Source organism: Sphingomonas sp. LR60 (genome assembly GCF_036855935.1).
Taxonomy (GTDB): domain Bacteria; phylum Pseudomonadota; class Alphaproteobacteria; order Sphingomonadales; family Sphingomonadaceae; genus Sphingomonas.
The window spans coordinates 824,718-848,326 of the sequence record NZ_JASPFK010000001.1 but is presented as its reverse complement, the minus strand read 5'-3'; the positions used below and the strand labels follow the sequence as shown (position 1 = coordinate 848,326).

20 protein-coding genes and 1 tRNA gene are annotated in these 23,609 nt (G+C 67.7%); 12 read left to right on the top strand and 9 right to left on the bottom strand.

Features of this window, described 5'->3' with window-relative positions:
* The first annotated feature begins 129 nt into the window (after positions 1-129).
* The 7 genes from QP166_RS03940 to QP166_RS03910 all read left to right on the top strand — a co-directional run bounded on the left by QP166_RS03940 (position 130) and on the right by QP166_RS03910 (position 7,495).
* Entirely contained in the window at positions 130-426 is a 297-nt protein-coding gene (locus QP166_RS03940) for a GIY-YIG nuclease family protein (protein WP_333914727.1), read from the top strand.
* Positions 423-2,318 (top strand): DNA primase, encoded by a 1,896-nt coding sequence (gene dnaG / locus QP166_RS03935; protein ID WP_333914726.1) that lies wholly within the window; start codon positions 423-425, stop codon positions 2,316-2,318. Before QP166_RS03940 ends, dnaG begins: the two co-directional genes overlap by 4 nt.
* Positions 2,318-4,345, top strand: a complete 2,028-nt coding sequence (rpoD, locus tag QP166_RS03930) for an RNA polymerase sigma factor RpoD (RefSeq protein WP_333914725.1) — start codon at positions 2,318-2,320, stop codon at positions 4,343-4,345. The genes dnaG and rpoD overlap by 1 nt, the downstream gene beginning before the upstream one ends.
* A gap of 178 nt (positions 4,346-4,523) precedes the next feature.
* Positions 4,524-5,183, top strand: coding sequence for a DUF6975 family protein (locus tag QP166_RS03925; protein WP_333914724.1), 660 nt, complete (start codon positions 4,524-4,526; stop codon positions 5,181-5,183).
* Between the two features lie 72 nt (positions 5,184-5,255).
* Positions 5,256-6,107, top strand: a complete 852-nt coding sequence (locus tag QP166_RS03920; RefSeq protein ID WP_333914723.1) for an AAA family ATPase — start codon at positions 5,256-5,258, stop codon at positions 6,105-6,107.
* The gene (locus QP166_RS03915) at positions 6,107-7,285 is read left to right on the top strand and encodes a vWA domain-containing protein (protein WP_333914722.1); all 1,179 of its coding nucleotides are present in this window, start codon (positions 6,107-6,109) and stop codon (positions 7,283-7,285) included. Before QP166_RS03920 ends, QP166_RS03915 begins: the two co-directional genes overlap by 1 nt.
* Before the next feature lie 21 nt (positions 7,286-7,306).
* Positions 7,307-7,495 carry a hypothetical protein gene (locus QP166_RS03910; protein WP_333914721.1) on the top strand — a complete coding sequence of 63 codons (189 nt, stop codon included), beginning with the start codon at positions 7,307-7,309 and terminating at the stop codon, positions 7,493-7,495.
* Between the two features lie 18 nt (positions 7,496-7,513).
* On the opposite strand, the gene QP166_RS03905 is transcribed toward QP166_RS03910, so the two are convergent.
* Positions 7,514-7,912, bottom strand: coding sequence for a hypothetical protein (locus QP166_RS03905; RefSeq protein ID WP_333914720.1), 399 nt, complete (start codon positions 7,910-7,912; stop codon positions 7,514-7,516).
* A 132-nt stretch (positions 7,913-8,044) separates the two neighbouring features.
* Between QP166_RS03905 and QP166_RS03900 the strand changes: the two genes are divergently transcribed.
* A complete protein-coding gene (locus tag QP166_RS03900; protein ID WP_333914719.1) occupies positions 8,045-8,344 on the top strand; it encodes a hypothetical protein in 300 nt (99 codons plus the stop codon).
* A complete protein-coding gene (locus QP166_RS03895; RefSeq protein WP_333914718.1) occupies positions 8,341-11,196 on the top strand; it encodes a helicase-related protein in 2,856 nt (951 codons plus the stop codon). Before QP166_RS03900 ends, QP166_RS03895 begins: the two co-directional genes overlap by 4 nt.
* A 277-nt stretch (positions 11,197-11,473) precedes the next feature.
* On the opposite strand, the gene QP166_RS03890 is transcribed toward QP166_RS03895, so the two are convergent.
* From QP166_RS03890 to QP166_RS03870, 5 genes are all read right to left on the bottom strand, one after another.
* Entirely contained in the window at positions 11,474-12,775 is a 1,302-nt protein-coding gene (locus tag QP166_RS03890; protein WP_333914717.1) for an OmpP1/FadL family transporter, read from the bottom strand.
* A gap of 107 nt (positions 12,776-12,882) precedes the next feature.
* The gene (locus QP166_RS03885) at positions 12,883-15,210 is read right to left on the bottom strand and encodes a 3-hydroxyacyl-CoA dehydrogenase/enoyl-CoA hydratase family protein (RefSeq protein ID WP_333914716.1); all 2,328 of its coding nucleotides are present in this window, start codon (positions 15,208-15,210) and stop codon (positions 12,883-12,885) included.
* A complete protein-coding gene (locus tag QP166_RS03880) occupies positions 15,210-16,346 on the bottom strand; it encodes a thiolase family protein (protein WP_333914715.1) in 1,137 nt (378 codons plus the stop codon). Before QP166_RS03880 ends, QP166_RS03885 begins: the two co-directional genes overlap by 1 nt.
* 197 nt (positions 16,347-16,543) lie before the next feature.
* Positions 16,544-17,269: a TorF family putative porin gene (locus QP166_RS03875; protein WP_333914714.1), complete on the bottom strand. Its 726-nt coding sequence runs from the start codon at positions 17,267-17,269 to the stop codon at positions 16,544-16,546.
* Between the two features lie 7 nt (positions 17,270-17,276).
* Positions 17,277-17,711: a hypothetical protein gene (locus QP166_RS03870; RefSeq protein ID WP_333914713.1), complete on the bottom strand. Its 435-nt coding sequence runs from the start codon at positions 17,709-17,711 to the stop codon at positions 17,277-17,279.
* A 154-nt stretch (positions 17,712-17,865) separates the two neighbouring features.
* Here QP166_RS03870 and QP166_RS03865 point away from each other — a divergent pair, with 154 nt between their 5' ends.
* The 3 genes from QP166_RS03865 to QP166_RS03855 all read left to right on the top strand — a co-directional run bounded on the left by QP166_RS03865 (position 17,866) and on the right by QP166_RS03855 (position 21,221).
* Positions 17,866-18,315 carry a DUF2721 domain-containing protein gene (locus QP166_RS03865; RefSeq protein WP_333914712.1) on the top strand — a complete coding sequence of 150 codons (450 nt, stop codon included), beginning with the start codon at positions 17,866-17,868 and terminating at the stop codon, positions 18,313-18,315.
* 72 nt (positions 18,316-18,387) lie between these two features.
* A complete protein-coding gene (locus QP166_RS03860; RefSeq protein ID WP_333914711.1) occupies positions 18,388-20,115 on the top strand; it encodes a copper resistance system multicopper oxidase in 1,728 nt (575 codons plus the stop codon).
* Positions 20,112-21,221, top strand: a complete 1,110-nt coding sequence (locus QP166_RS03855; RefSeq protein WP_333914710.1) for a copper resistance protein B — start codon at positions 20,112-20,114, stop codon at positions 21,219-21,221. The genes QP166_RS03860 and QP166_RS03855 overlap by 4 nt, the downstream gene beginning before the upstream one ends.
* Positions 21,222-21,263: 42 nt before the next feature.
* Here the strand turns inward: QP166_RS03855 and lldD are convergent, their stop codons facing one another.
* The 3 genes from lldD to QP166_RS03840 form a co-directional block, all read right to left on the bottom strand.
* Positions 21,264-22,409 carry an FMN-dependent L-lactate dehydrogenase LldD gene (lldD, locus tag QP166_RS03850; RefSeq protein WP_333914709.1) on the bottom strand — a complete coding sequence of 382 codons (1,146 nt, stop codon included), beginning with the start codon at positions 22,407-22,409 and terminating at the stop codon, positions 21,264-21,266.
* Between the two features lie 80 nt (positions 22,410-22,489).
* Complete coding sequence (locus QP166_RS03845; RefSeq protein ID WP_333914708.1) at positions 22,490-23,311, bottom strand: TrmB family transcriptional regulator; 822 nt, start codon at positions 23,309-23,311, stop codon at positions 22,490-22,492.
* Positions 23,312-23,501: 190 nt separating this feature from the next.
* Positions 23,502-23,578, bottom strand: a tRNA-Met gene (locus QP166_RS03840).
* Positions 23,579-23,609 lie beyond the last annotated feature (31 nt).

The window sequence follows — 23,609 nt, the reverse complement described above, 5'->3', positions numbered from 1 at the left end:
ACCGTTCGTGCTGAGCCTGTCGAAGCACGTGCCCCGAAGCACAACGTCTCGACCTGATCGCCCCGATGTGGCAGGCGCACACGATGGTCTTCTGGGCATATCTTCTGCGTTGCGAAGACGGCAGCTATTATGCCGGCCATACCGACGACCTGCCGACGCGAGATCGGTCTGCACGACGCCGGCCGGGGCGGCGACTATACGGCGCGACGGCGCCCGGTTTCGCTGGTCTGGTCGCAGGAATTCCCGACCCGTATCGAGGCGCTGGAAAGCGAGCGACGCATCAAGGGCTGGTCGCGTGCGAAAAAGGAAGCGTTGATCGCGGGTGACTGGGACGCGCTCCCCGGGCTAGCGCGGGCGTATGGGGCACGTGCTTCGACAAGCTCAGCACGAACGGATGGGTGTGAGTCGGCGGAGTTGTCCGCATGAGCCTCACCCCCGCCTTCCTCGATGAGCTTCGCGCGCGCACCTCGCTGACCGCGCTCGTCGGCAAGACCGTCAAGCTCACCCGCGCCGGGCGCGAGTCGAAGGGCTGCTGTCCGTTTCACAACGAGAAGACGCCCAGCTTCTACGTCAACGACGACAAGGGCTTCTATCACTGCTTCGGTTGTTCGGCGCATGGCGACGCGATTCGCTGGCTGACCGATCACCAGGGCCTGCCCTTCATGGACGCGGTGAAGGAACTCGCCGCCGCCGCCGGAATGGAGGTCCCCGCCCCCGACGCGCGCGCCGCGCAGCGCGCCGAGAAGGCGAAGTCGCTCCACGACGTGATGCAGGCCGCCGCCGATTGGTTCACGCAGCAACTGGGCGGGATCGACGGGGCGGAGGCGCGCGCGCTGCTCGACCGCCGCGGGATCAAGGACGCGACCCGCAAGGCGTTCGGCTTCGGCTATGCCCCCGACGCGCGCGGCCGGCTGCGGACCGCGCTCAAGGATTTCGGCGACGAAATGCTCGTCGAGGCAGGGCTGCTGATTCAGGTCGAGGGCAAGGAGCCCTATGACCGGTTTCGTGGTCGGTTGATGATCCCGATCCGCGATCCCCGCGGGCGCGTGATCGCGTTCGGCGGGCGGATCATCGGCGAGGGCGAGCCGAAATATCTCAATTCGCCCGACACCCCGCTCTTCGACAAGGGGCGGACGCTCTACAATCTCGATCGCGCGTTGCCCGCCGCGCGCAAGACCGCGCGGCTGTTCGTCGTCGAGGGCTATATGGACGCGATCGCGCTCGCGCAGGGCGGGATCGGCGAGACCGTCGCCCCGCTCGGCACCGCGCTGACCGAGCAGCAGCTCGAGCGGCTGTGGCGCGTGGTCGACGTACCGATGCTGTGCTTCGACGGCGACAAGCCCGGGCAGAAGGCCGCGATCCGTGCCGCGCATCGCGCACTGCCGATGCTCGCGCCCGGCCGCAGCCTCGTCTTTGCGATGCTTCCGGAGGGACAGGATCCCGACGACCTGATGCGGGCCAAGGGCGCGCAAGGGTTCGAGGCGTTGGTGCGCGACGCGGAGCCGCTCGCCGATCGCTTGTGGAAGCACGAACTCGCCGCCGAACCGCTCGATACGCCCGAGCAGCGCGCGGGGCTGAAAAAGCGCCTCAACGATCTTGCCGAGACGATCGCCGATCCGTCGGTGAAGTCCGAATACAAGGCCGAGTTCCGCAACCGCTTCGACGAGCGGTTCGCGCGCCAGCGGCAGCCGTTCCAGCAACGCCAGCCCTTCTACCCGATGGGACAGCGCAAGCCCGGCCAGAAATGGTCGCCGCCCTCGCCGCCCGTCACCGAAGACGCCAAGAAGGTCGGTGCCGCCGGCAATATCGACCGCGTGCTCGCCAAGGCGGTGCTCGCCGGGCTGATCCGCCACCCCGCGGAGATCGCGCGTCACATGGAGGTGCTGGGCAGTCTCAAGCTCGCCGATGGCGCACTCGGACGCTTGTTCGAGGCGGTCGTCGACGTCGCCTTGGAGGACCGCCGCGCCGCGCCGCTTGATAGCGGCGGGCTCGTCACCATATTGGCGCGGTCCGGTTTCGAGGCGATCGCGCATGATCTACTTAGAGCCGATACGATGCCCTATTCGTTTACCCGCGCGGGCGGCGACGAGAAGCAGGCGCGCGAGGACCTCGACGAGGCGATCGCGGTGCTGATCGCGCGGCCGGAGGTGGATGCAGCGCTCGCCGAGGCAACCTCGGCGATGCAGACGCATTTCACTGCCGAGGCGTTCGAACGACAGGTGGCATTGGTGAACGAACAGCGCGCGCTCGACGAGCGGCTTGCAAATCTGGTGCAGGCAAACGAAGACGCCCGCGCGCTTGGACCCGAGGACGATTGATGGCGAAGATGAACGGTGGCGGTGCTGACGAAGGCGCGGAAGTGGCCGATGCTCCGCTGATCGACCTGAACGACGCGAACATCAAGAAGCTGATCGCCCGCGCCAAGAAGCGCGGCTACATCACATACGACCAGCTCAACGAAGCGCTCCCGCAGGATCAGATGTCGTCCGACCAGCTCGAGGACGTGATGTCGGCGCTCAATGAAATGGGCGTCAACATCGTCGAGAACGAGGAGCAGGGCGAGGACGGCGAGACCGAGGAACGCGCCGACGAGGAAGAGGCGGAGGCCGTCGACGGCGAAGCCGACGGCTCTGCCCCTGCGGTCGAGAAGAAGAAGGAGACGATCGATCGCACCGACGATCCCGTCCGCATGTACCTGCGCGAGATGGGGGCGGTCGAGCTGCTGTCGCGCGAGGGCGAGATCGCGATCGCCAAGCGGATCGAGGCCGGTCGCGACACGATGATCCTCGGGCTGTGCGAAAGCCCGATCACCTTCAATGCGATCATCGATTGGTCGACCGCGCTCAACGAAGGCACGATGCAGTTGCGCGAGATCGTCGATCTCGACGCGATGCTCTCCAAGGGTCCGTCGGCCGAGCAGGTCGAGGGCGCAGAGGACGATTCGGGCGAGATCAGCGCCTCGAACGCCGGGCCGCAGTTCAAGGAAGAGGACGAGCCCGAGGAAGCGCCCGCCGACGACGATGACGACATGACCGAGCGTCGTGCGCCGCGTCCGTCCGACGAGGAAGAGGAGGACAATACCCTCAGCCTCGCGCAGATGGAGGAAACGCTCAAGCCGCAGGCGCTGGAGAAGTTCGCCAACATCACCGCGATCTACCGCAAGTTCTCCAAGATGCAGGAGAGCCGGCTGGAGGCCATGGGCACCGGCATCGAGCTGTCGGCGGCCGAGGAACGCAAGTACCAGAAGCTGCGCGAGGACCTGACCGCCGAGGTCGAGAGCGTCCAGTTCCACCAGACCAAGATCGAATATCTGGTCGACCAGCTCTACAGCTACAACCGCCGGCTGACGACGCTGGGCGGGCAGATGCTGCGCCTCGCCGAGCGTCACAAGGTGAACCGCAGGGACTTCCTCGAGCGCTACATGGGGCATGAGCTGGACGAGGGCTTCCTTGCTTCGGTGACCGGGCTCGACAAGAAGTGGACGGCGTTCGCGACCAACGAGGTCGCGGCGGTGGATCGCATCCGGACCGAGATCAGCGAGATCTCGCAGCAGACCGGCATGGCGCTCAGCGAGTTCCGCCGCATCGTCAACATGGTCCAGAAGGCGGAGCGCGAGGCGCGAATCGCCAAGAAGGAGATGGTCGAGGCGAACCTGCGGCTCGTGATCTCGATCGCCAAGAAGTACACGAACCGCGGGCTTCAGTTCCTGGATCTGATCCAGGAGGGCAACATCGGCCTGATGAAGGCGGTCGACAAGTTCGAGTATCGCCGCGGCTACAAGTTCTCGACCTATGCGACCTGGTGGATCCGTCAGGCGATCACGCGCTCGATCGCGGATCAGGCGCGCACGATCCGCATCCCGGTCCATATGATCGAGACGATCAACAAGCTGGTCCGCACCAGCCGCCAGTTCCTGCACGAGCAGGGCCGCGAGCCGACCCCGGAAGAGATGGCTGAGCGCCTCTCGATGCCGCTGGAGAAGGTCCGCAAGGTGATGAAGATCGCCAAGGAGCCGATCAGCCTCGAAACGCCGATCGGCGACGAGGAAGACAGCCATCTCGGCGACTTCATCGAGGACAAGAACGCGGTGATCCCGGTGGATGCCGCGATCCAGGCGAACCTCAAGGAAACCGTCACCCGCGTCCTCGCGTCGCTGACGCCGCGCGAGGAGCGTGTGCTGCGGATGCGCTTCGGGATCGGGATGAACACCGATCACACGCTGGAAGAGGTCGGGCAGCAATTCTCGGTCACGCGCGAGCGTATCCGGCAGATCGAGGCCAAGGCGTTGCGCAAGCTCAAGCATCCGTCACGCAGCCGCAAGATGCGCAGCTTCCTCGACCAATAAGCCATTGTGGAGAGCGGGTGGTCCCGCTCTCCACGGCCCGTCATTATGGGTCATAATGTTCGACGGGTGTACTGAGACACCCGCGCCGTAAACCGCCTCTTCATACCCCCGCTTTATCGTTGCCACCAACCACCGGGCCATTGCCGGCGCGGAGGGGTCGCATCGAGCGGAGGAAAGCGTGACCATCGCCATCGACAAGCAGCCCAAGGGCTGCGCCGGCACGATCCTCGCGATGGTCGCGAGCGACGGCACCGCCACCGCGCCCTATGCCGCCGCGCTGATGCAGCCGGCGGCGACGCTTCGCGACATCGCCGATGCGGTCCATGCACTGTGCGTGATCCACGGCACCTTCCCCGGCATCGTCGACAATGCGCGCGACGGCTGCGCCGATCCGTTCGCGCGCGGGTGGCTGGAACAGGCGGCGGTGGCAGTCAGCAGCGAACGCGCGTTGCTCGTGCGGCTGACCGCCGCGGTCGGGCCGCTGCCGTCGACGCCGGGACAGGCCGCATCGCAGACCGCGATCCTCGGGCAGCGTAATGCGCTGGAGATGCTGTCGCGTTCCGACCGCGCAGGCTGTGCGACGGGCACTGCGCTCGCCTTCGTCCTCGATTGGTTGGCGGTGCGCGGCGTGCTCGACAGTTGCGCGCGCCGGATGGCGTTGCCGGTGGGCGAGCCATTCACCGCCGCCGCCAATCAGGCGATCGCCTTGCTCAAGGCCATCCAGGCCACCGCCTCCGTCGAGCGCGCCATGGGATTCGGCGCGCAGCAGATGCTCGCGCAACACCGCGGGCTGTGGCAGTTGCTCGAAGCACGGGCCGCCGCGCGCCAGGGCATGTAACGCTTCGCCGCTTGCGCACCCGCGCGGTGCCGCTATCCCGTACCCGATCTTCGATGAGGAACGGGTTGAGCGATGCAGCGCTTCGAGGGCACGCAGGATTATGTCGCGACCGATGATTTGAAAGTCGCGGTCAACGCCGCGGTCGCGCTGCGCCGCCCGTTGCTGGTCAAAGGCGAACCGGGCACCGGCAAGACCGTGCTGGCACAGGAAATCGCGCACGCGGTCGGCGCCGAATTGATCGAGTGGAACGTCAAGTCGACCACCAAGGCGCAGCAGGGCCTCTACGAATATGACGCAGTCGCCCGCCTGCGCGACGGGCAATTGGGCGATCCACGTGTCCACGACATCGCCAATTACATCCGCCGCGGCAAATTATGGGAGGCGTTCACCCGCCCCACCCCGCCGGTGCTGCTGATCGACGAGATCGACAAGGCCGATATCGAATTCCCCAACGACCTGTTGCAGGAACTCGATCGAATGGAGTTCCACGTCTACGAAACCGGTGAGACGGTGCGCGCCGCACAGCGTCCGATCGTCGTCATCACCTCGAACAACGAGAAGGAATTGCCCGACGCCTTCCTGCGCCGTTGCTTCTTCCACTATATCCGCTTCCCGGATCGCGAGACGATGCAGGCGATCGTCGACGTGCATTTCCCCGGCATCCAGAAACTGCTGGTCGGCCGTGCGCTCGACCTGTTCTACGAGGTCCGCGAAGTGCCCGGCCTCAAGAAAAAGCCGTCGACCAGCGAGTTGCTCGACTGGCTCAAGCTGCTGCTCCACGAAGACATGCCGCTCGACGTCCTCCAGAACCGCGACCCGACAAAGGCGATCCCGCCGCTGCATGGTGCGCTGCTCAAGAACGAACAGGACGTGATGCTGTTCGAGCGGCTGGCGTTCATGGCGCGCCGGGGCCCGCGCGGCTGATGTTCCTCGCGTTCCTCGACCAGCTGCGCGCCGCCGGCATCCCCGCGGGGATGAAGGAGCATCTGCTGCTGCTCGAGGCGCTGCAGGCCGAGGTGATCGAGCGTAGCCCGGAGGAATTTTATCATCTGTCGCGCGCGATCTACGTCAAGGATGAGGGGCTGTACGACCGCTTCGATCGCGTGTTCGCTCACGTCTTCAAGGGGCTGGAGACGAGCTTTGCCGAACCCGGCGCGGCGATCGCCGACGAATGGCTGAAGGCGATCGCCGAACGCTACCTGACGCCCGAGGAGATGGCGAAGATCGCTGCGCTCGACTCATGGGACGAGATCATGGAAACGCTCCGCCAGCGGCTGGAGGAGCAGCACGCCCGGCATCAGGGCGGGTCGAAATGGATCGGGACCGGCGGCACCAGCCCGTTCGGCAACGGCGGCTACAATCCCGCTGGCGTGCGGATCGGCGGCGAATCGCGCCACCGCCGCGCGATCAAGGTCTGGGAGCAGCGCGAGTTCCGTGACCTCGACAACACCCGCGAGCTGGGCACGCGCAACATCAAGGTCGCGCTGCGCCGGTTGCGCCGCTTCGCTCGCGAGGGCGCGGCCGACGAGCTGGACATCGACGCCACGATCGCCGGCACCGCGCGGCGCGGCTGGCTCGATGTCGCGATGCGTCCCGAGCGGCGCAACGCGGTCAAGCTGTTGCTCTTCCTGGACGTCGGCGGATCGATGGACCCGTACATCCGGCTGTGCGAGGAATTGTTCTCGGCCGCGACCGCCGAATTCCGCCACCTCGAGTTCTTCTACTTCCACAATTGCCCCTATGAGGGCGTGTGGAAGGACAACCGCCGGCGTTTCCAGGAGCGGACGCCGTTATGGGACGTGCTCCACCGCTTCGGACACGACCACAAATTGGTGCTGGTCGGCGATGCGTCGATGAGCCCGTATGAGATCAGCCAGCCCGGCGGATCGGTCGAGCATATGAATGAAGAGTCCGGCGCGGTATGGATGCAGCGGCTCACGGCTACCTACCCCGCCGCCGCGTGGCTCAACCCCCTGCCGGAAGCGCATTGGGACTATACCGCCTCGGTCGGCATGATCCATGCGCTGATGGGCGGTCGCATGTATCCGCTGACCCTCGACGGGCTCGACGCGGCGATGCGCGAGCTTACCCGCAAGCGTTAAGCAGTTGCGCTTCACGCACCCATGATCGCGCAGGTTGCAATTGCTGCAACACGCTTCCTTCACCAGATCAACGGCACACGCTGCGCCGCAGCAAAGCAATTTCGTGAGGCCCTGATGCTCTACCTCGTCTATCTGATCGCCCAATATCGCAACCAGACCCGCGCGCGCGCCATCGCCGCGAACGACACCGACACTCGTCGCGCTGCCTGAGCCGCATCGGCGCAGCGCCTATTTGGTGGCGCTGCGCACATAAGGCGTGAAGTTGCCGAGCAGCAGCGACGCCTTGGGAATGCGTGACATGCGATTGAGCGGGCGCACCTGATCGTTGCGGCACAATTGGCTGCCAAACGGCTCAGTGATCAGAATGTCGTCGTCGTCCAGCGTCTCGGCGCGCGCGCGCGGCACGTTGACGTAGATGCGCGAGCCGATCCGCCACACGAGTGCACGCCCCGAGATGATCTGTACCGAGCTGAGATCGGTCGGACTGACCGGAATGCAGCGCACCGGCGCCTCCGCCACCCTCCCCTTCAGCAGTTCGGCGAGGTCTTGATCGGGGCTCGACTGCTTGGCCTGGGCGGGGGCGGCTATGGCGGCGACCAGCGCCGCGGCGGCGATCAGTTTCTTCATGGCACGCTCCTGACACATGCTGGCTGAACCAGCGCTGACCCGCGTCGATCCACCGCTGATCTGAAGCAAGCGGATCACCCGGAACGGCGGGGGTTGCGGCCCGTTCGTGTGGCCTATGGACGCTTTCCGCTGATGCCCGCCGTCGATCCGGCCGCCCCGCTTTCCGTCGCCGAACAGGCTGCGATGCTTGCCGAAATGCTGGCGACGCAGGACCTCATCGTAGCGCTGGCCGACGATGTCCGCGCCGCCGCGGTGGCGCTGGCGCTGGAAGCTGCGATGCCGACCGCGGCGGTGCTGTTCTGCCCAGGAAGCGACGCGCTGCCCGGCGAGGATGCGCCCCTTCCCCTGCAAATGTCGGCCAGCGCGTCTCAGCATTGCGCCGCGCACGCCGGCTTGGTGCGGAAAAGCGCCCGTCGCGGATCGCGCTCGTGACCACGGGTGAGGCGCTGGCGCGCGCCTATCCTACGCCGTCTGCGTACGACTCGGTGCCGCCGACCATCAGGCATGGCGCGCCGCTCGACCTTGCCGCGCTGTTCGCCGAACTCGAAGAGCTGGGCTATATCAGCGACGAACGCGTCGACGAACCCGGCGAGGTCGCACTGCGCGGCCAGGTGCTGGATGTCTTTCCGGCCGATGCCGCACTTCCGCTGCGTGTCGAGGTTGCGGACGGCAAGGTGGTCGCGCTGCGCTGCTACGATCCCGCCGACCAGCGCTCGATCGACGATGTCGCGGAACGTGAACTCGGCCGGGTGGCCGAACCCGCGCCCGGCGACGACTGCACCACCTTGCTCGATCATCTGCCCGGCGCGATCGTGATCGTCGACGAAGCTGCCGACGACCGTCGCCGCCGGTTCCTGACGCTCGTCGCCGACGCCACCCGCCGCGCGCCGAAACGTGCCGCGCGTGACGTGATCGACGAAGCGGCATGGCAGAAGGCACTCGACGCACGCGACCGTCAGACGCTTGCCCGCGAAGGCGAGCCGCCGCCGCGCTTTGCCGAACACAAGGCGCCGCTGCGCGCTTTCGCCAAATTGGCGAAGGAAGCGCGCGAGGCGGGCGACCGGGTCGTGCTGCTCGGCAGCGCGCGGGATCTGCGGTTCCTGCGCGCGCGGGTTGCCAAGGCGCTCGGCGAAGAGCCTGCCACAGTCGATAGCTGGGCCAAGGTGGCGAAGGCCAAGCGTGGAGCGTTGCTGACGCTCGAGTGGGCCGCCGATCGCGGCTTCCGGCGCGAGGGGGTGCTCGCGATCGCGGCTGCCGACCTGCTCGGCAGCCGCGCGGAACGCGAGCAACGCTCCGGGGCACCGACGGACACCGCGCTGCTCGACGTCGGCGAGATCCGCATCGGCGATGTCGTCGTCCATGAGGATCATGGCATCGGCGTCGTCGCCGGGCTGGAGCAACTGCCCGACGATGGCGGCGATGCGATCAAGCTGACCTATGCGCAGGATGGCGTGCGGCTGGTCCCGGTGGGCGAGGCGGATCGCATCTGGCGCTATGGTGCGGAAGCGGACGCGGTGACGCTCGACCGGCTCGACGGATCGAGCTGGCAGAAACGCCGCGGTGAGATCGACGCCGCCATCGCACAGAGCGCGCGCGATTTGACCGCGCTCGCCGAGGCACGCGCCGCACGCGACGCGCCGGTGCTCGCCCCCGACCCTGCCGCCTACGAACGGTTCGCGGCGGGCTTCGCCTTCACCGAGACGGCCGATCAGGCCAAGGCGATCACCGCGGTGCGCGCCGACCTTGCCGCCGGACGCCCGATGGACCGACTGGTGATCGGCGATGTCGGCTATGGCAAGACCGAGGTGGCGTTGCGTGCCGCCGCGCTCGCCGCGCTGGCTGGCAAGCAGGTCGCGATCGCCGCGCCGACCACCGTTCTCGCGCGCCAGCATCTCGACACCTTCACCGCGCGCTTCGAAGGAAGCGGCATCGACGTCGCCGGGCTGTCGCGGCTGTCGAGCGCCGCCGAGAAGAAGCGTGTGAAGGCCGGGCTGGCCGATGGCTCGATCCAGATCGTCGTCGGCACGGGGGCGGTCGCGGGCAAGGGCGTGACCTACAAGGACCTGGCACTGGTCGTCATCGACGAGGAACAGCGTTTCGGCGCGGCGGACAAGGACAAATTGCGGGCGCTTTCAGCAGGTCACGTGTTGACGCTGTCGGCGACGCCGATCCCGCGCACGCTGCAATCGGCTTTGGTCGGCCTGCAGCAACTGTCGATCATCGCCACGCCGCCGGCGCGCCGCCAGCCGATCCGCACCGCGGTGGGTAGCTTCAACCCCGAGACGTTGCGCGCCGCTTTGCTGCGCGAGAAGAGCCGCGGCGGGCAGAGCTTCGTGGTGGTGCCTCGGATTGCCGACATGGCGCCGCTCGCCGAACAACTCGGCAAGTTGGTGCCGAATCTGGAGGTGATCGAAGCGCATGGCAAATTGCCTGCGGACGACCTCGATGCGGCGATGGTGCGGTTCGGGCGTGGGGAGGGCGACGTGCTGCTCGCCACCAACATCATCGAGGCCGGGCTCGACGTACCGCGCGCCAATACGATGGTGATCGCGCATGCCGACCGGTTCGGGCTGTCGCAGCTGCACCAGCTACGCGGTCGCGTCGGGCGGGGCAGCCGGCGCGGGCAGGTGTTGCTGTTCACCGATCCCGAGCATGAGATCGCACCGCGCACGCTCAAGCGGTTGCGCACGCTGGAGGCGTTTGATCGGCTCGGGGCCGGCTTCGCGATCAGCGCGCGCGACCTCGACATGCGCGGGGCGGGCGACCTGCTCGGCGAGACGCAGGCCGGGCATATGAAGCTGATCGGGATCGATCTTTACCAGCAGTTGCTCGAAGGCGCGCTACGCCGTGCGCGCGGCGAGGAGGTCGAGCGCTGGACGCCCGAACTGCACCTCGGGATCGAGGGGCGCCTGCCCGAGACGTGGATCCCGGACGAGGAACTGCGGGTGACGCTCTACGCCCGGCTGGCGCGGATCACCGAGGCGGCGGCGCTCGACGCGCTGGAGGACGAACTGGAGGACCGGTTCGGCGCTTTGCCGGAGGAGGCACGGACGTTGCTGACGACGGCGCGGCTGCGGGTCGATTCGCGCGCGGCGGGGATCGCCAAGGTGAGCGCCGGCCCGGCGGCGGTGGCGCTGGAGCCGCACAACGGCACGGCGATCGACGCAGCGGCGTTCGGGCTGGAGCAGAAGGAACGGCGGTTCCTGTTGAGGGAGCGGATCGACGATCCGTTCGCCCGGTTGGAGCGCGCGGGCGAGCTGGTGCGGGAGATGGCCGAGGCGTGAGCGCGCGGATGTTTGCGAAGGTTGTGCGGACGGCGGGTTGAAGCGCGTGCGGCGCGGCTGGCCTGTGCGCGGGGGCTTTCAGGATAGCGGTTGTTGGACGGTGTAGGACAGCCGGTCCTGTCTGTCCGTCGTCATTCCGGCGGAGGGGATGCCGACGCGCAGGTATTTGCAGGAGCCGCGTCGTCAGAGGTTCTGGATTCCCGCCTTCGCGGGAATGACGGAGATGGGGGTAATGACGTGTTGGGGAGGGAAGCGGGTCCCCTCCCCTTCGTGATCCTCAGAAGCGGACGCGGCCGCCGAGCGACAGGACGATTGCGCGGGCGTCTTCCAGGCGGCCGTTGATGAGGACCGGGGTCTGCACCGCAGTGCCGGCATAGGCCGCCGTGGTCCGATCGATCGTCGCATCGGCGAAGTCGACGTAATTGGCCGCGGCGTCGAGCGAGAAGTGCGGCGTTACGTCGAACGACGCGCCGAGCGCGTAATTCCAGCGGTTCGCATCGGGGACGCGCGCGTCACGCTCGCCGTCGCTGGTCGGGGTCAGCGTGCGCTGCGCACCGCCACGCACCGTCAGGCGCGGCGATACCGCATAATCGACGCCCGCCGCATAGCTCCAGATGCTGCGATAGTTTTCGGGCAGCGCGGCATTGAGCGGCGCGCCGAGCCGGATCGCGTCAAACTTCTCCCAGGTCGAGCGGATCGTCTGTGCGTTGAGCGTCAGCCGGTCGGTGGCGCGGAAGCGGCCGCCGACCATGATCTGCGCGGGCGTATAGAAGCTCGCCTCGACGCCGTTGAGGACGCGGTTCTGCCCGGCGAGCGGTCCGAGCAGCCCGCTGACGGTCAGGTCGCCCTTAAGCGTGTGCTTGATCGCCGACTTGTAGCTGACGCCGACCGTCGCCCAGTCGTTGTGCATCTGGAAGCCCGCGCTCCAGCCCAGATCCCAGCCGTCGCCCTTCAGCGTCTGATTGCCGTCCGGAAGGGTCGCCGAAAGGTTCGGCAAAGCATTGCCGAGGCTGGCGTCGACGTGCTCGACATTGGCAGCGCCGCCGACGCGCAGCCAGTCGGTGACCGCCACCGCGACCGATGGCTGGATGTCGAAGGTGCGCAGATAGGTGCGGTCGGCGCTGTAGCGTGCCCAGCTGTCGCTGCTGTAGTCGGTCGTGAAGCTGTACGGCGAGGTCACCGCAAGACCGACCGCGAGCCGGTCGCCGAGCGGCACCGCCACTGCGCCCGAGGGCAGCACGCCCTTGTTGATCGGATCACGCGACGTCGACGAACCGCCGACCGGCGCGAAGGTGCCGCCCGGACGCTGGATCACGGTGCCATTGTCGACCACGTCACCCTTGGGGAGGATCACCGAGGCGCTGACCGTCGCCTCCGCGCGCTCGATCCCGGCGATCGCCGCAGGGTTCCACCACAAGGAGGCGGCACCGGTGTCGGCGGTCTCGCCCGAGAAGGCACGACCCGCACCGCGTGCCGCCTGCTCCTGAAGGTAGAAAGCCTGCGCGTGCGCGGCGCCGGCCAGCGCCGACGATGCGGCAAGCACGGCCAGTGAGGCGATGATGCGGTGACGGGTATTCATGGCGATCCTCATGTCTTTTTGTGTCTGGGCCCGGTGTGCCTGCGTCCCATTTCGTTGAACGCAGGATGAACTCGCTTCCTCGTCCGGGCCAACGGGGAAGCGATGCGTCAATTGCGCAACGGTTTACCGGTCATCAACATGCTCTCGACGCGCGCATGGGTGCGTTCGTCATGCGCGCTTTCCATGAAGGCGGCGCGTTCGAGATCGAGCAATTGCTGCTCGGTGACGGTGTCGACGAGATCGGCCTCGCCGCCGGTCAGCACGTTGGCGAGCCGCTCCGCGACGACCTCGTCGTAAGCGGTTGCGACGCCCTTCCGGCGGAAGTCGGCGACCGCGCCGGCCAGCCCGGTGCGCCCGCTTTCGCCCGGCAGACGGAAGGTGGGCGGCTCGGGCGGCGTGTAGCCGTCGACCAGCGCCAGCGCCTTCGCCTTGGCGTCGGCGAGCAGCCGGTCACGGTTCATGGTGATGCCGTCGGAGGGGCGCAGGAATGCCATTTCCTTGGCCTGCGCCGCCGAGCGCGACACCTGCGCGGTCGAGATCAGCTCGAACGCCTTCATCACCGCCGGCATCGGCCCGCGCGGCATCCCCCTCGATTTGGCCAGCCGGTCGAGCAACTCGCCATGCCCGCCCCAGCCGGGCACCAGGCCGACACCGGCCTCGACCAGTCCGATATAGCTCTCGGCATGGGCCTGCACCGCGTCCGAGTGGAGCAGCACCTCGCACCCGCCGCCCAGCGCCATGCCGGCGGGCGCGCTGACCACCGGGAAGGGGGCGTATTTCAGTGCCTTGAACGCCTGCTGTCCGCCGACGATCAGTTTCTCGATCTCGCCCCATGCCCCGGCCTTCACCGCGAACAACGCGAGCCCGAGGTTGGCGCCGGCCGAGAAATTGCTGCCCTCGTTGTAGATCACCAGCGCCTTGAAACGCTCCTGCACCAGCGGGATCGCCTGCTGGATCAGGCTGGCGACCTCACCGTCGAGCGCGTTCATCTTGGCGGTAAATTCGAGGCACAGCACGCTGTCGCCGATATCCCACAGCGCGGCGGAGGCGCTTTTCGCCACCGGCTGCGAGCGACGCTTGATGTCTTCGAGCAGCATCACGCCCTCGGCGCGCGGGACGTCGTGATAGCCGCCCTCGCTGCCGAGATACTGCCGCACCCCGCCTTCGACCCGGTAGAACGGCCGGTCGCCGGCGGTTTCCAGGATCGCGGGCACGGCGCGGCCCTCGGCACGCAGCCGCTCGGCGAGCGTGCCCGGCCCGAGCCGGTCGATCAGTTCGAACGGGCCGAACTTCCAATTGTAGCCGAGCTTCATCGCATCATCGATCGCGACGACATCATCGGCGGCCTCGCCGACCAGCATCGCGGCATAGCTCAGCACGTTGCCGAGGATCGTCCACGCATAATCGCCGACCTTGCCGGGGACAGTGACGAGCGCGGCGAGATCCTTCTCGGCCGCGGCGGGGAGCGCCTCCGGCTTGGCCTCGGCGCGATACTCGCCCGAGGTGAGATCGATCGCCAGCTTGGTGCGCTTGCCATCCGCACCCTTGTCGAGCCGGTAGAAGCCGCCCTTGCCCTTGCGGCCAGTGAAGCCCTCCGCAATCATCCTGTCCACCAGCGGCAGCGGGCGGACGGTCGCGAAGTAAGGATCGCCCGCCGGCAACGTGTCCGACAGGCTTTTGGCCAGCAGCGGCATCAGGTCAACGCCGACGAGGTCGATCAGCGCGAATATCCCGGTCTTCGGCACGCCCATCGGTCGTCCGCCGATCTGGTCGGCTTCCTCGACCGTCAGCCCCTGATCGATCGCGGCATTGACCGCGATCGCCAGCCAGTATGTGCCGATGCGGTTGGCGATGAAGCCCGGTGTGTCCTTGGCGCGGACGATGCGCTTGCCCATGAAACGGTCGACAAAGTCCTCGACCTTGCCGGCGGTGCCCGCGTCGGTGTCGGTGCCGCGGACGATCTCGACCAGCCGCATATAGCGCGGCGGGTTGAAGAAGTGCGTGATGAGGAAGTCGCGGCGGAACTGCTCGCTGCGCCCCTCAACCAGTCGCTCTAGCGGGATCGTCGAGGTGTTCGACGACACCGCGGTACCGGGACGCTTCAACTGCTCGAGCTTGGCGTAGAGCGATTGCTTGATATCGAGCCGCTCGACGATCGCCTCGACGATCCAGTCGCATTCGGCGACGCGCGCCAGATGATCGTCGATGTTGCCGGTCTCGACCAGCTTCGCCGCCGCCGTCGACATGAAGGGCGCAGGCTCGGTCTTGAGCATCTTCGCGACCGCGCCCTTGGCGACCGCGTCGCGATCGTCACCGGCCTTCGCTGGTATGTCGAGCAGCAGCACCGGCACGCCGGCATTGGCGACCTGCGCGGCGATGCCCGCGCCCATCACGCCTGCGCCGATGACGCAGACCTTTTTGATCGGCTCGCCCATCACACGCGCTCCAGCACGGTGGCGATGCCCTGCCCGCCGCCGATGCACTGCGTGGCGAGTGCGTAGCGCTTGCCCTCGCGCGCCAGCAGCGCCGCCGCCTTGCCGACGATCCGCGCACCGGTCGCGCCGAGCGGGTGGCCGATCGCGATCGCGCCGCCGTCGAGGTTGATCGTCTCTTCCTTCAGGCCGAGGTCGCGGATGCAGGCGATCGCCTGGCTCGCGAACGCCTCGTTGATCTCGACGATATCGAGGTCGGCCGGCGAGATGCCGGCGCGCTCCAGCGCCTTCTTCGACGCGCCGATCGGGCCGAGCCCCATCGTCTCGGGATCGCAGCCCGACACGCTGATCGCCTTGATCTTCGCAAGGATCGGGAGGTTGTGCTTCTTCGCGAAATCCTCCGACGTGACGAGCACCGCGCTGGCGCCGTCGGTCAGCGGCGAGGAGGTGCCGGCGGTCACCGAGCCGTCCTGCGAAAAGGCTGGCTTGAGCCCGGCGAGCGCTTCGGCGGTGGTGTCGGGGCGCAGCGTACCGTCCTGATCGACCGCACCGGCCTTGGTCTTGATCGCGACGATCTCGTCGGACAGGCGGCCGTCCTCACGCGCGGCGGCAGCCTTCTGCTGGCTCTTCACCGCGAACGCTTCCTGCTCGGTGCGGGTGATCTGGTACTTTTGCGCGACGTTCTCGGCGGTCTGGCCCATGCCCATGTAGGCCCCCGCGCTCTTGGCGGCCAATTCAGGGTTGGGCAGCGGGTTGTAGCCGCCCATCGGGACGCGGCTCATCGACTCCAGGCCGGCGCAGATATAGGCCTCGCCCGCGCCGACCGCGATCTGGCCCATCGCGATGTGGATCGCGCTCATCGACGATCCGCAGAAGCGGTTGACGGTCATCCCGCCGACCGACAGCGGCAGATCGGCGAGAAGGCCGATCATGCGGGCGACGTTCAGCCCCTGCTCGCCCTCCGGGAAGGCGCAGCCGAGCACGATGTCCTCGATCAGCGCCGCGTCGACGCCGGTCTTCTCGATCAGGCCGCGGATCGTCTGCGCCGCGAGATCGTCGGGACGGACCCGCGCCAGCGCGCCCTTGCCCGCCAAATGGAACGGCGACCGGGCATAGCCCGCGATAACGACGTCGGTCATCGGTAACCCTCTCGGTAGGAATTGCTGGCTGCCGTTTACGTCAACGTCAGACGGGGCTCAAGGGGTTTTGGCGAGGTCGTTGCCGTGGTTACCTCGTCATTCCCGCGAAGGCGGGAATCCATACGCGCAGGTCCGACGAGACAGGCGCGAGGTCCAAGGTTCTGGATTCCCGCCTTCGCGGGAATGACGGTGAGGCGCTATATCCCTAGCGAGATCCGCGCCGCCAGCCGGTCGCCGGCATGGTCGCGCACCGCGAAGCGCGAGGGGTCCGGCTCGTTGCGGATGTCGGTGCCGGTATATTCCAGCGCCACCGTGAGCGGCCCGGTAATATGCTGCACCCCCAACGACCAGTCGTGATAGGTCCCGCCCGGCCGCAGGCGCGCCGCGCGGATCGGGTCGTCGACACTGCCTGACGAGCGCCCGGCGCTGGCGGTCACCGTCCACGGCGTTGCGGGGATGCCGATGCGACCGCGCACGCCGAGATAGAGATTGTCGCCGCCGATCGCGCTCTGCGACGGGGCATAGCGCGCCTCGACCCCGGCCTGTGCCGGGCCGAGCGAATAGTTGAGCCCCGCGCCCAGCTCGCCGTAATTCATCGACCCGCGCGCGTCGGTGAAGAGATGGCCGGTCGCGAAGGCGTCGAGGCGCAAGCCGGCGAGGTCGCGCGAATAGCCGAGCGTCGGCTCGATCACGCCGTCCGCGCCGTCGTGGCGCGCATCGCCGCGCGTGGCGAGCACGCGCGCGCCGAGGTCGAAACCGGCGGGCAGGTCGATGCGCGCATAGGCGGACGGCGCGGCCTTGCCCTCGCTCCAGCTGATCCCACGGCGGCGCTCGTCGGTGGCGAGTTCGACACCGGCCTGTACCTGCGCCGCAGCGGGCAGTGCCGCCACGCCCGCGAGCATGGCGGCGATCACATAACGCATCCGCACCTCAGCCGCGGACCCGGTCGTGCGCGGCGTCGAGTTCGGCGACCAGCGCATCCTGATCGCGCGCGGCGACCGCGAGCAAATGGTCGCGGACCTTGCCGCTGCGCGCCGCGATATCCTGCGCGATCGCGTCGCGCTGCGTATCGCACCAGCCCGGACGGCTGCCGGTCAGCGGCGCGTCGGCGCTGATCGTGCGCGCCATCACATGTCCGGCGGCGTGGCGCGCCTCGCGATGGACGTCGACCGAGGCGGTCCAGGCGCAGCGCAGCGCGGTCGGGCGGCCGGGCGCGCCGACCGCGCCGACCTGCTTGTGCGTAACGTCGACCGCGCTCCGGTATGTGACGTCGACCTGTTGTCCGCGATGGTCCATCTGCACTCGGTGTGCCTCTTCGGCGATGGGGGTGCCGAGCAGCAGCCCGGCGACGATCGAGACGATCATGGCGTTTCTCCTTGCGTCGGCCCCGGACCATGCTGCCCGGTGACCGTATCCCGAGATACGTACGCGCCGCGCCGCTTCAACGATCCGGCCGACAGCGTAACAATTTGTCATCCGTCGTTGTCGATCGCGCCACGACGCGCCACAACATGCCGCAATGCCCTATGCCCCTGCCCTGCCCACCATCGCCGAGGCGATCCAGGCCTCGCTGAGCCCGGTCTTCGTGCTGACCGGCATCGGCGCGCTGCTCAACGTGCTGACCGGCCGGCTGTCGCGCGTGATCGACCGCGTGCGGACGCTGGAGGAGCGCCATCCGCAGATCGGCATCGACGAACGCGCGCGGCTGGTGTGGGAATTGCGCCGGCTGGCCAGGCGAATGAGCGTCATCAACTTCGCATTGTTCCTTGCGGTGGCGAGCGCGGTGGCGACGTGCATCGTCGTCGCGCTGCTGTTCGTCGGCGCGCTGACGCATAGCCATATCGGACCGTATGTCGCGATCAGCTTCATCCTCGCGATGTCGCTGCTGATCGCGGCGTTCGTCGCGTTCATGATCGAGGTGCGCCTGTCGAGCCGTGCGATCCGAGTGCGCGACGACCTGCTGCAATGACGCGCCAACACCTTATATGACGCATATGACGAGCGATCATGACACGGCGACCCGCTTTGGTCGCCGCGACCTTTGCGTGCCGGCGGTGTGCTGGCGGCGGGCGCATGGACACCGGCGTGGGCGCAAGCCGGCAGCGTCGGGATCGCCGCACGCCCGGAGGTTTCCGGCGACGACATCCACCTTCGCATCGCGCACCAGATGATGACGATCGACGGCCGGCAGAGCCATGCGATCGGCATCAACGGCAGCGTGCCCGCGCCGCTGATCCGGCTGCGCGAGGGGCAGAAGGTAAGGCTGCATGTCGAGAATGCGCTCGACGAGGAAAGCTCGATCCACTGGCACGGGTTGCTCGTCCCGTTCCAGATGGACGGCGTGCCCGGCGTCAGCTTCCCCGGGATCGCGCCCCGCTCGACCTTCACCTACGAGTTTCCGGTGAAGCAGGCGGGCACCTATTGGTATCACAGCCATTCGGGGTTGCAGGAACAGATGGGGCTGTATGGTCCAATCGTTATCGATCCGGCGACCCCCGACGCCGCGGGCCCGATGCGCGAGCATGTGATCCTGCTGTCCGACCATAGCCAGCTTCACCCGCACATGATCTTCCGCAAGCTCAAGCAGCAGGGCGGCTACTTCAATTATCAGAAGCAGACACTGGCGGGGCTGCTTTCCGGGCGCGATCAGCGCGCCGGCGAGCGGCGGGCGTGGGGCAAGATGCGGATGGACCCCGCCGATGTCGCCGACGTCACTGCCGCGACCTACACCTATCTGGTCAATGGTCATGGCCCGCGTGACCAGTGGACGGGATTGTTCACGCCGGGCGAGCGCGTGCGGCTACGGCTGGTCAACGCCTCGGCGATGACGACCTTCAACGTCCGGCTGCCGGGGTTGGCGATGACGGTGGTCGAGGCCGACGGGCTGGCGGTGCGCCCGGTGACGGTCGACGAACTCCAGATCGCGGTCGCCGAAACCTATGACGTGATCGTCACGCCGGCCGACGACCGCGCCTATGCCTTGGTCGCCGAGAGCGTCGACCGATCGGGAATGGCGCTCGCCACGCTCGCACCACGCGTCGGGATGCGCGCCGCCGCACCGCCGCTGCGTCCGCGTCCGCTCGCAACCATGAAGGACATGGGAATGGGCGCGATGGCGATGGGCAGCGACGATGCGATGCCGCCGCACGACATGAGCGGTCACGACATGCCGGCTCATGGGGAGGCCGGTCACGATATGGCCGCGATGAACCATTCGATGCGCGACTTCGCCAATGCGCCCGAGGTGAAGCGCACGCCAACCGTCCAGACGATCGCGCCGATGCCGGTCGATCGCACCGGCGAGCCCGGCCAGGGGCTGGCGGGGGTCGACCACCGCGTGTTGACCTATCGCGATCTCGTCGCTGCGACGCGCAACCCCGACGTGCGCGCGCCCGCCCGCGCGCTGCGCATCCATCTGACCGGGAACATGGAACGCTATATGTGGGCGTTCGACGGCGAGAAATTGAACGAGGTGACCGCACCGTTCGCCTTTCTCGAAAACGAGCGCGTGCGCGTGACGCTCGTCAACGACACGATGATGGGTCATCCGATCCACCTGCACGGCCATTATTTCGAACTGGTCACCGGCCACGGCGACCACGCCCCACGCAAGCACACCGTGCAGGTCCAGCCCGGCGGTACCGTCACCTTCGACCTGACCGCCGATGCGGTCGGCGACTGGGCCTTCCACTGCCACATGCTCTACCACATGCACGCCGGGATGATGCAGGTGGTCAGCGTCCGCCCGCGCGACGAGGGTGCAGCATGAGCGTGGCGCTCGCGCTCGCGCTCGCCGCCGCGCAGATGCAGGGGATGGATCATGCCGGGCACATGCCGGGCATGACGATGCCGATGCCCAAGCCGGCTGCGAAGCCCAAGCCGTCTGCAAAGCCCAAGCCGTCTGCAAAGCCCAAGGCGACGGCGAAACCGAAGCGCCGCGATGTGCCGGACGCCAAGCAAGCGAAGCCGGCGGCGCCGATGCAGATGCCCGAGGTCGCAGCCTGCTCGCCGGAACATGCGGCGATGGGGCATTGCGAGGCGCCGGCGTCGATGCCGACGACCGGCCCGACCGAGCCTTGCCCGCCCGAACATGCCGCGATGGGGCATTGCAGCGCCGCGCCGGGCGATGCTGCGGCGAGCGGCACCGCGCTGCCGGCCGGCGACGCTCCGGCCCCGGCAGCGCCGGCACCGACCTATGCCGATCGCATCTGGGGTGCCGGCGCGATGGGGCCGGCGCGCGCGCGGTTGCGCCACCAACATGGCGGAATGACCTTCACGCAGGTGATGCTCAACATCGCGGAATTGCAACCGCGTGGCGGGCGCGACGGCTATCGCTGGGATGGCGAGGCATGGTTCGGGGGCGACGTCGACCGGCTGGTAGTGAAGAGCGAGGGCGATGGCCGCTTGGGCACCCGCGCCAGCGGTGAAGTCCAGGCGCTCTACAGCCGGGCGATCGGGCCGTACTTCAACGTGCAGGGCGGCATCCGGCAGGAGATCGGTGCGGATCGCCGCTATGCCGTGGCCGGGATCGAGGGGCTCGCGCCTTATTGGTTCGATGTCGAGGCGACCGCCTTCCTCTCCGATCGCGGCGACGTGCTCGCGCGCGTCGAGGGCTATTACGACCAGCGGATCACGCAGCGGCTGATCCTGCAACCACGCGCCGAACTGAACCTTTCGGCGCAGGATGTCGCGCAGGATCGGATCGGCGCGGGGCTGGTCGATGCCGAATTGGGGCTGCGGCTCCGCTATGAGCTGCGCCGCGAGTTCGCGCCCTATGTCGGCGTGTCGTGGGAGCGGGCGTTCGGTGAGACGCGGCGGCTGCGCGGTGGTGACGGAGGCGCCGTGGTGGCGCTGGGGGTGCGCGCGTGGTTCTGAGAAGCCCGTCGCCCCGGACATGATCCGGGGCGACAAGAAGCCTCACCGCACCAGCGCGTCGCCCGTGATCTTGTCGATGCTGGTGCAACTGGTCAGCGCCATCGCGACGCGCATCTCGGCCTCGACGAGTTGCAGCATATGGGTAACCCCCGCCTCCCCGCGCGCCGCCAGCGCATAGATCCAGGCGCGTCCGAGCAGCACGCCATGCGCCCCCAGCGCCAACATCCGCACCACGTCAAGCCCCGAGCGCACTCCACCGTCTGCCAGCACCGTCATCCGGTCGCGCACGGCCTCGGCGATCGCGGGCAAGGCGCGCGCGGTCGAGGGCACGCCGTCGAGCTGCCGCCCGCCATGGTTCGACACCACGATCCCGTCCGCACCCAGTTTCGCCGCGGCCAGGGCGTCCTCGCGGTCGAGAATACCCTTGATAATCAGCGGCCCGTCCCAGCTTTCGCGGATGAACTCCAGGTCGCGCCACGAGACGCTCGGGTCGAAATTATTGCGCATCCAGGCGAAGAAATCCTCCAGCCCGGTGTTGCGGCCGAGCACCGGCGCGACATTGCCCAATTGATGCGGACGCCCGCGTACCCCGACGTCCCATGCCCAATGCGGACGCAGGATCGACTGCCACGTCCGCCGCATCGCCCCCGCCAACCCCGGCGCGCCCGCCAGTCCACTGCGATAATCGCGATAGCGCGATCCCGGTACCGGCATGTCGACGGTGAAGATCAGCGCGCTGCACCCGGCGGCGCGCGCCTGCGCGAGCAGGTCCTTCATGAACGCACGGTCACGGATCATGTAGAGCTGGAACCAGAAGGGCGCGTCGGTCTGCGCCGCGACCTCGCCGATCGGGCAGGCCGAGACGGTCGAAAGGCAGAACGGCACCCCGGCCTTGTTCGCAGCGCGCGCGGCCTGCACCTCGCCACGGCGCGCGTTCATTCCCGCCAGACCGATCGGTGCGAGTGCGACCGGCAGTGCCTGCCGCCGCCCGAACAATTCGGTGGTCAGGTCGAGCGTCGAGACGTCGGTCAGCACGCGCTGACGCAAGGCGATATCGGCGAGATCCTCGACGTTCCGTCGCATCGTCGCCTCGGCATAGCTGCCGCCATCGATATATTCGAACAGGAAGCGCGGCAGCCGCCGTCGCGCCAGGTCGCGATAGTCGAGCGCCGATGCTGCCTTCGCCATATCTTGCCGGGTCCTCTGCGGTGATCGCGCGCCTACCTAGCCCAGGATCTTCCGTTCGTCGCCCCGGACGTGGAAAGCGATCAGCCCGCGTTGCCCTCACGTTGCGCCATCAGCATCTGCAAGCCCGGCGGCTGTGCCTGTTGCAGCGACAATTCGCGTAGCGGATCCGAAGGATCGGCGCGGAACGCCACGAGGCGGATGTGCGCGGCGACATAGGAATGGAGGAAACAGCTCTGGAAAATGCTGTCGCTCCACAGCCCGTTGAGCACATGTTCCATGTCGAGCGACAATTGCGCCATCAACTGCTGCGCGCCGTCGGCGACCACCAGCACGCCGACCCCCGGCCAACCCTCGCCGACGAACGACGCCGCCTCGCGGTTGAACGGCACGGTCGGCCCGGCATGTTCCTCCCGATAGGCGATCCCGGCGACGGTGACGCCACGCGCACGCGCGGCTTCCATGTCCTCCGCGAAGAGGTCGAAGACCGCCGGAAATAGATCGAAGAGCACGATCTCACGCGCCTCGGCGATCATCGCGCGGACGCGTTCCACGACGTGCGCGACCGAGCGCAACTGGAAGAATTCCTCGGCGCGGGTCGGCTGATAGACCGCGCTGAGCGACGAGAGCGCCTCGGTGTGGCGACGGTCGAAGTCGCGCCTGAGCGAGGCGAACAGCTCGGCGGGCGGGATCGGCGTGTAGGTGACCGGATCGCTGCTGTTGCTGGCGAGCAGAACCCCCTTCTGCTCCATGACCTTCAGCGCCTGATAGACGTTCGCCGGCGCCTTGCCGACGCGCTGCGACAGTCGATAACCGGTGGCCGGCGCCTGCCGCAGCAGCTCGGTATAGAGCGAGGATTCGAGATCGGTGAATCCGAAGGCGCTGAGCGCGGTGTTCGGCGGCATGGGACTACTCCGGGGAAAGCGCGGGCGCCATGTCCCGGCCGGCCCGCAGCGACGCTATATAGAAGATTGCCGCTCGATCCAGCGGGTTACATCGCTGCGGGGCACCGATCGATCGCCTACGCCAGCGCCGGATCGACAGGGATAGGAACACTCACGAACGCCTGATCGCCGTTCCAGCCCGAAACGGGGATGGTAGCGGAGGAGGGACTTGAACCCCCGACACGCGGATTATGATTCCGCTGCTCTAACCAGCTGAGCTACTCCGCCCCGTCAAGCGAGGGAACCAGCGCTCGTGAGG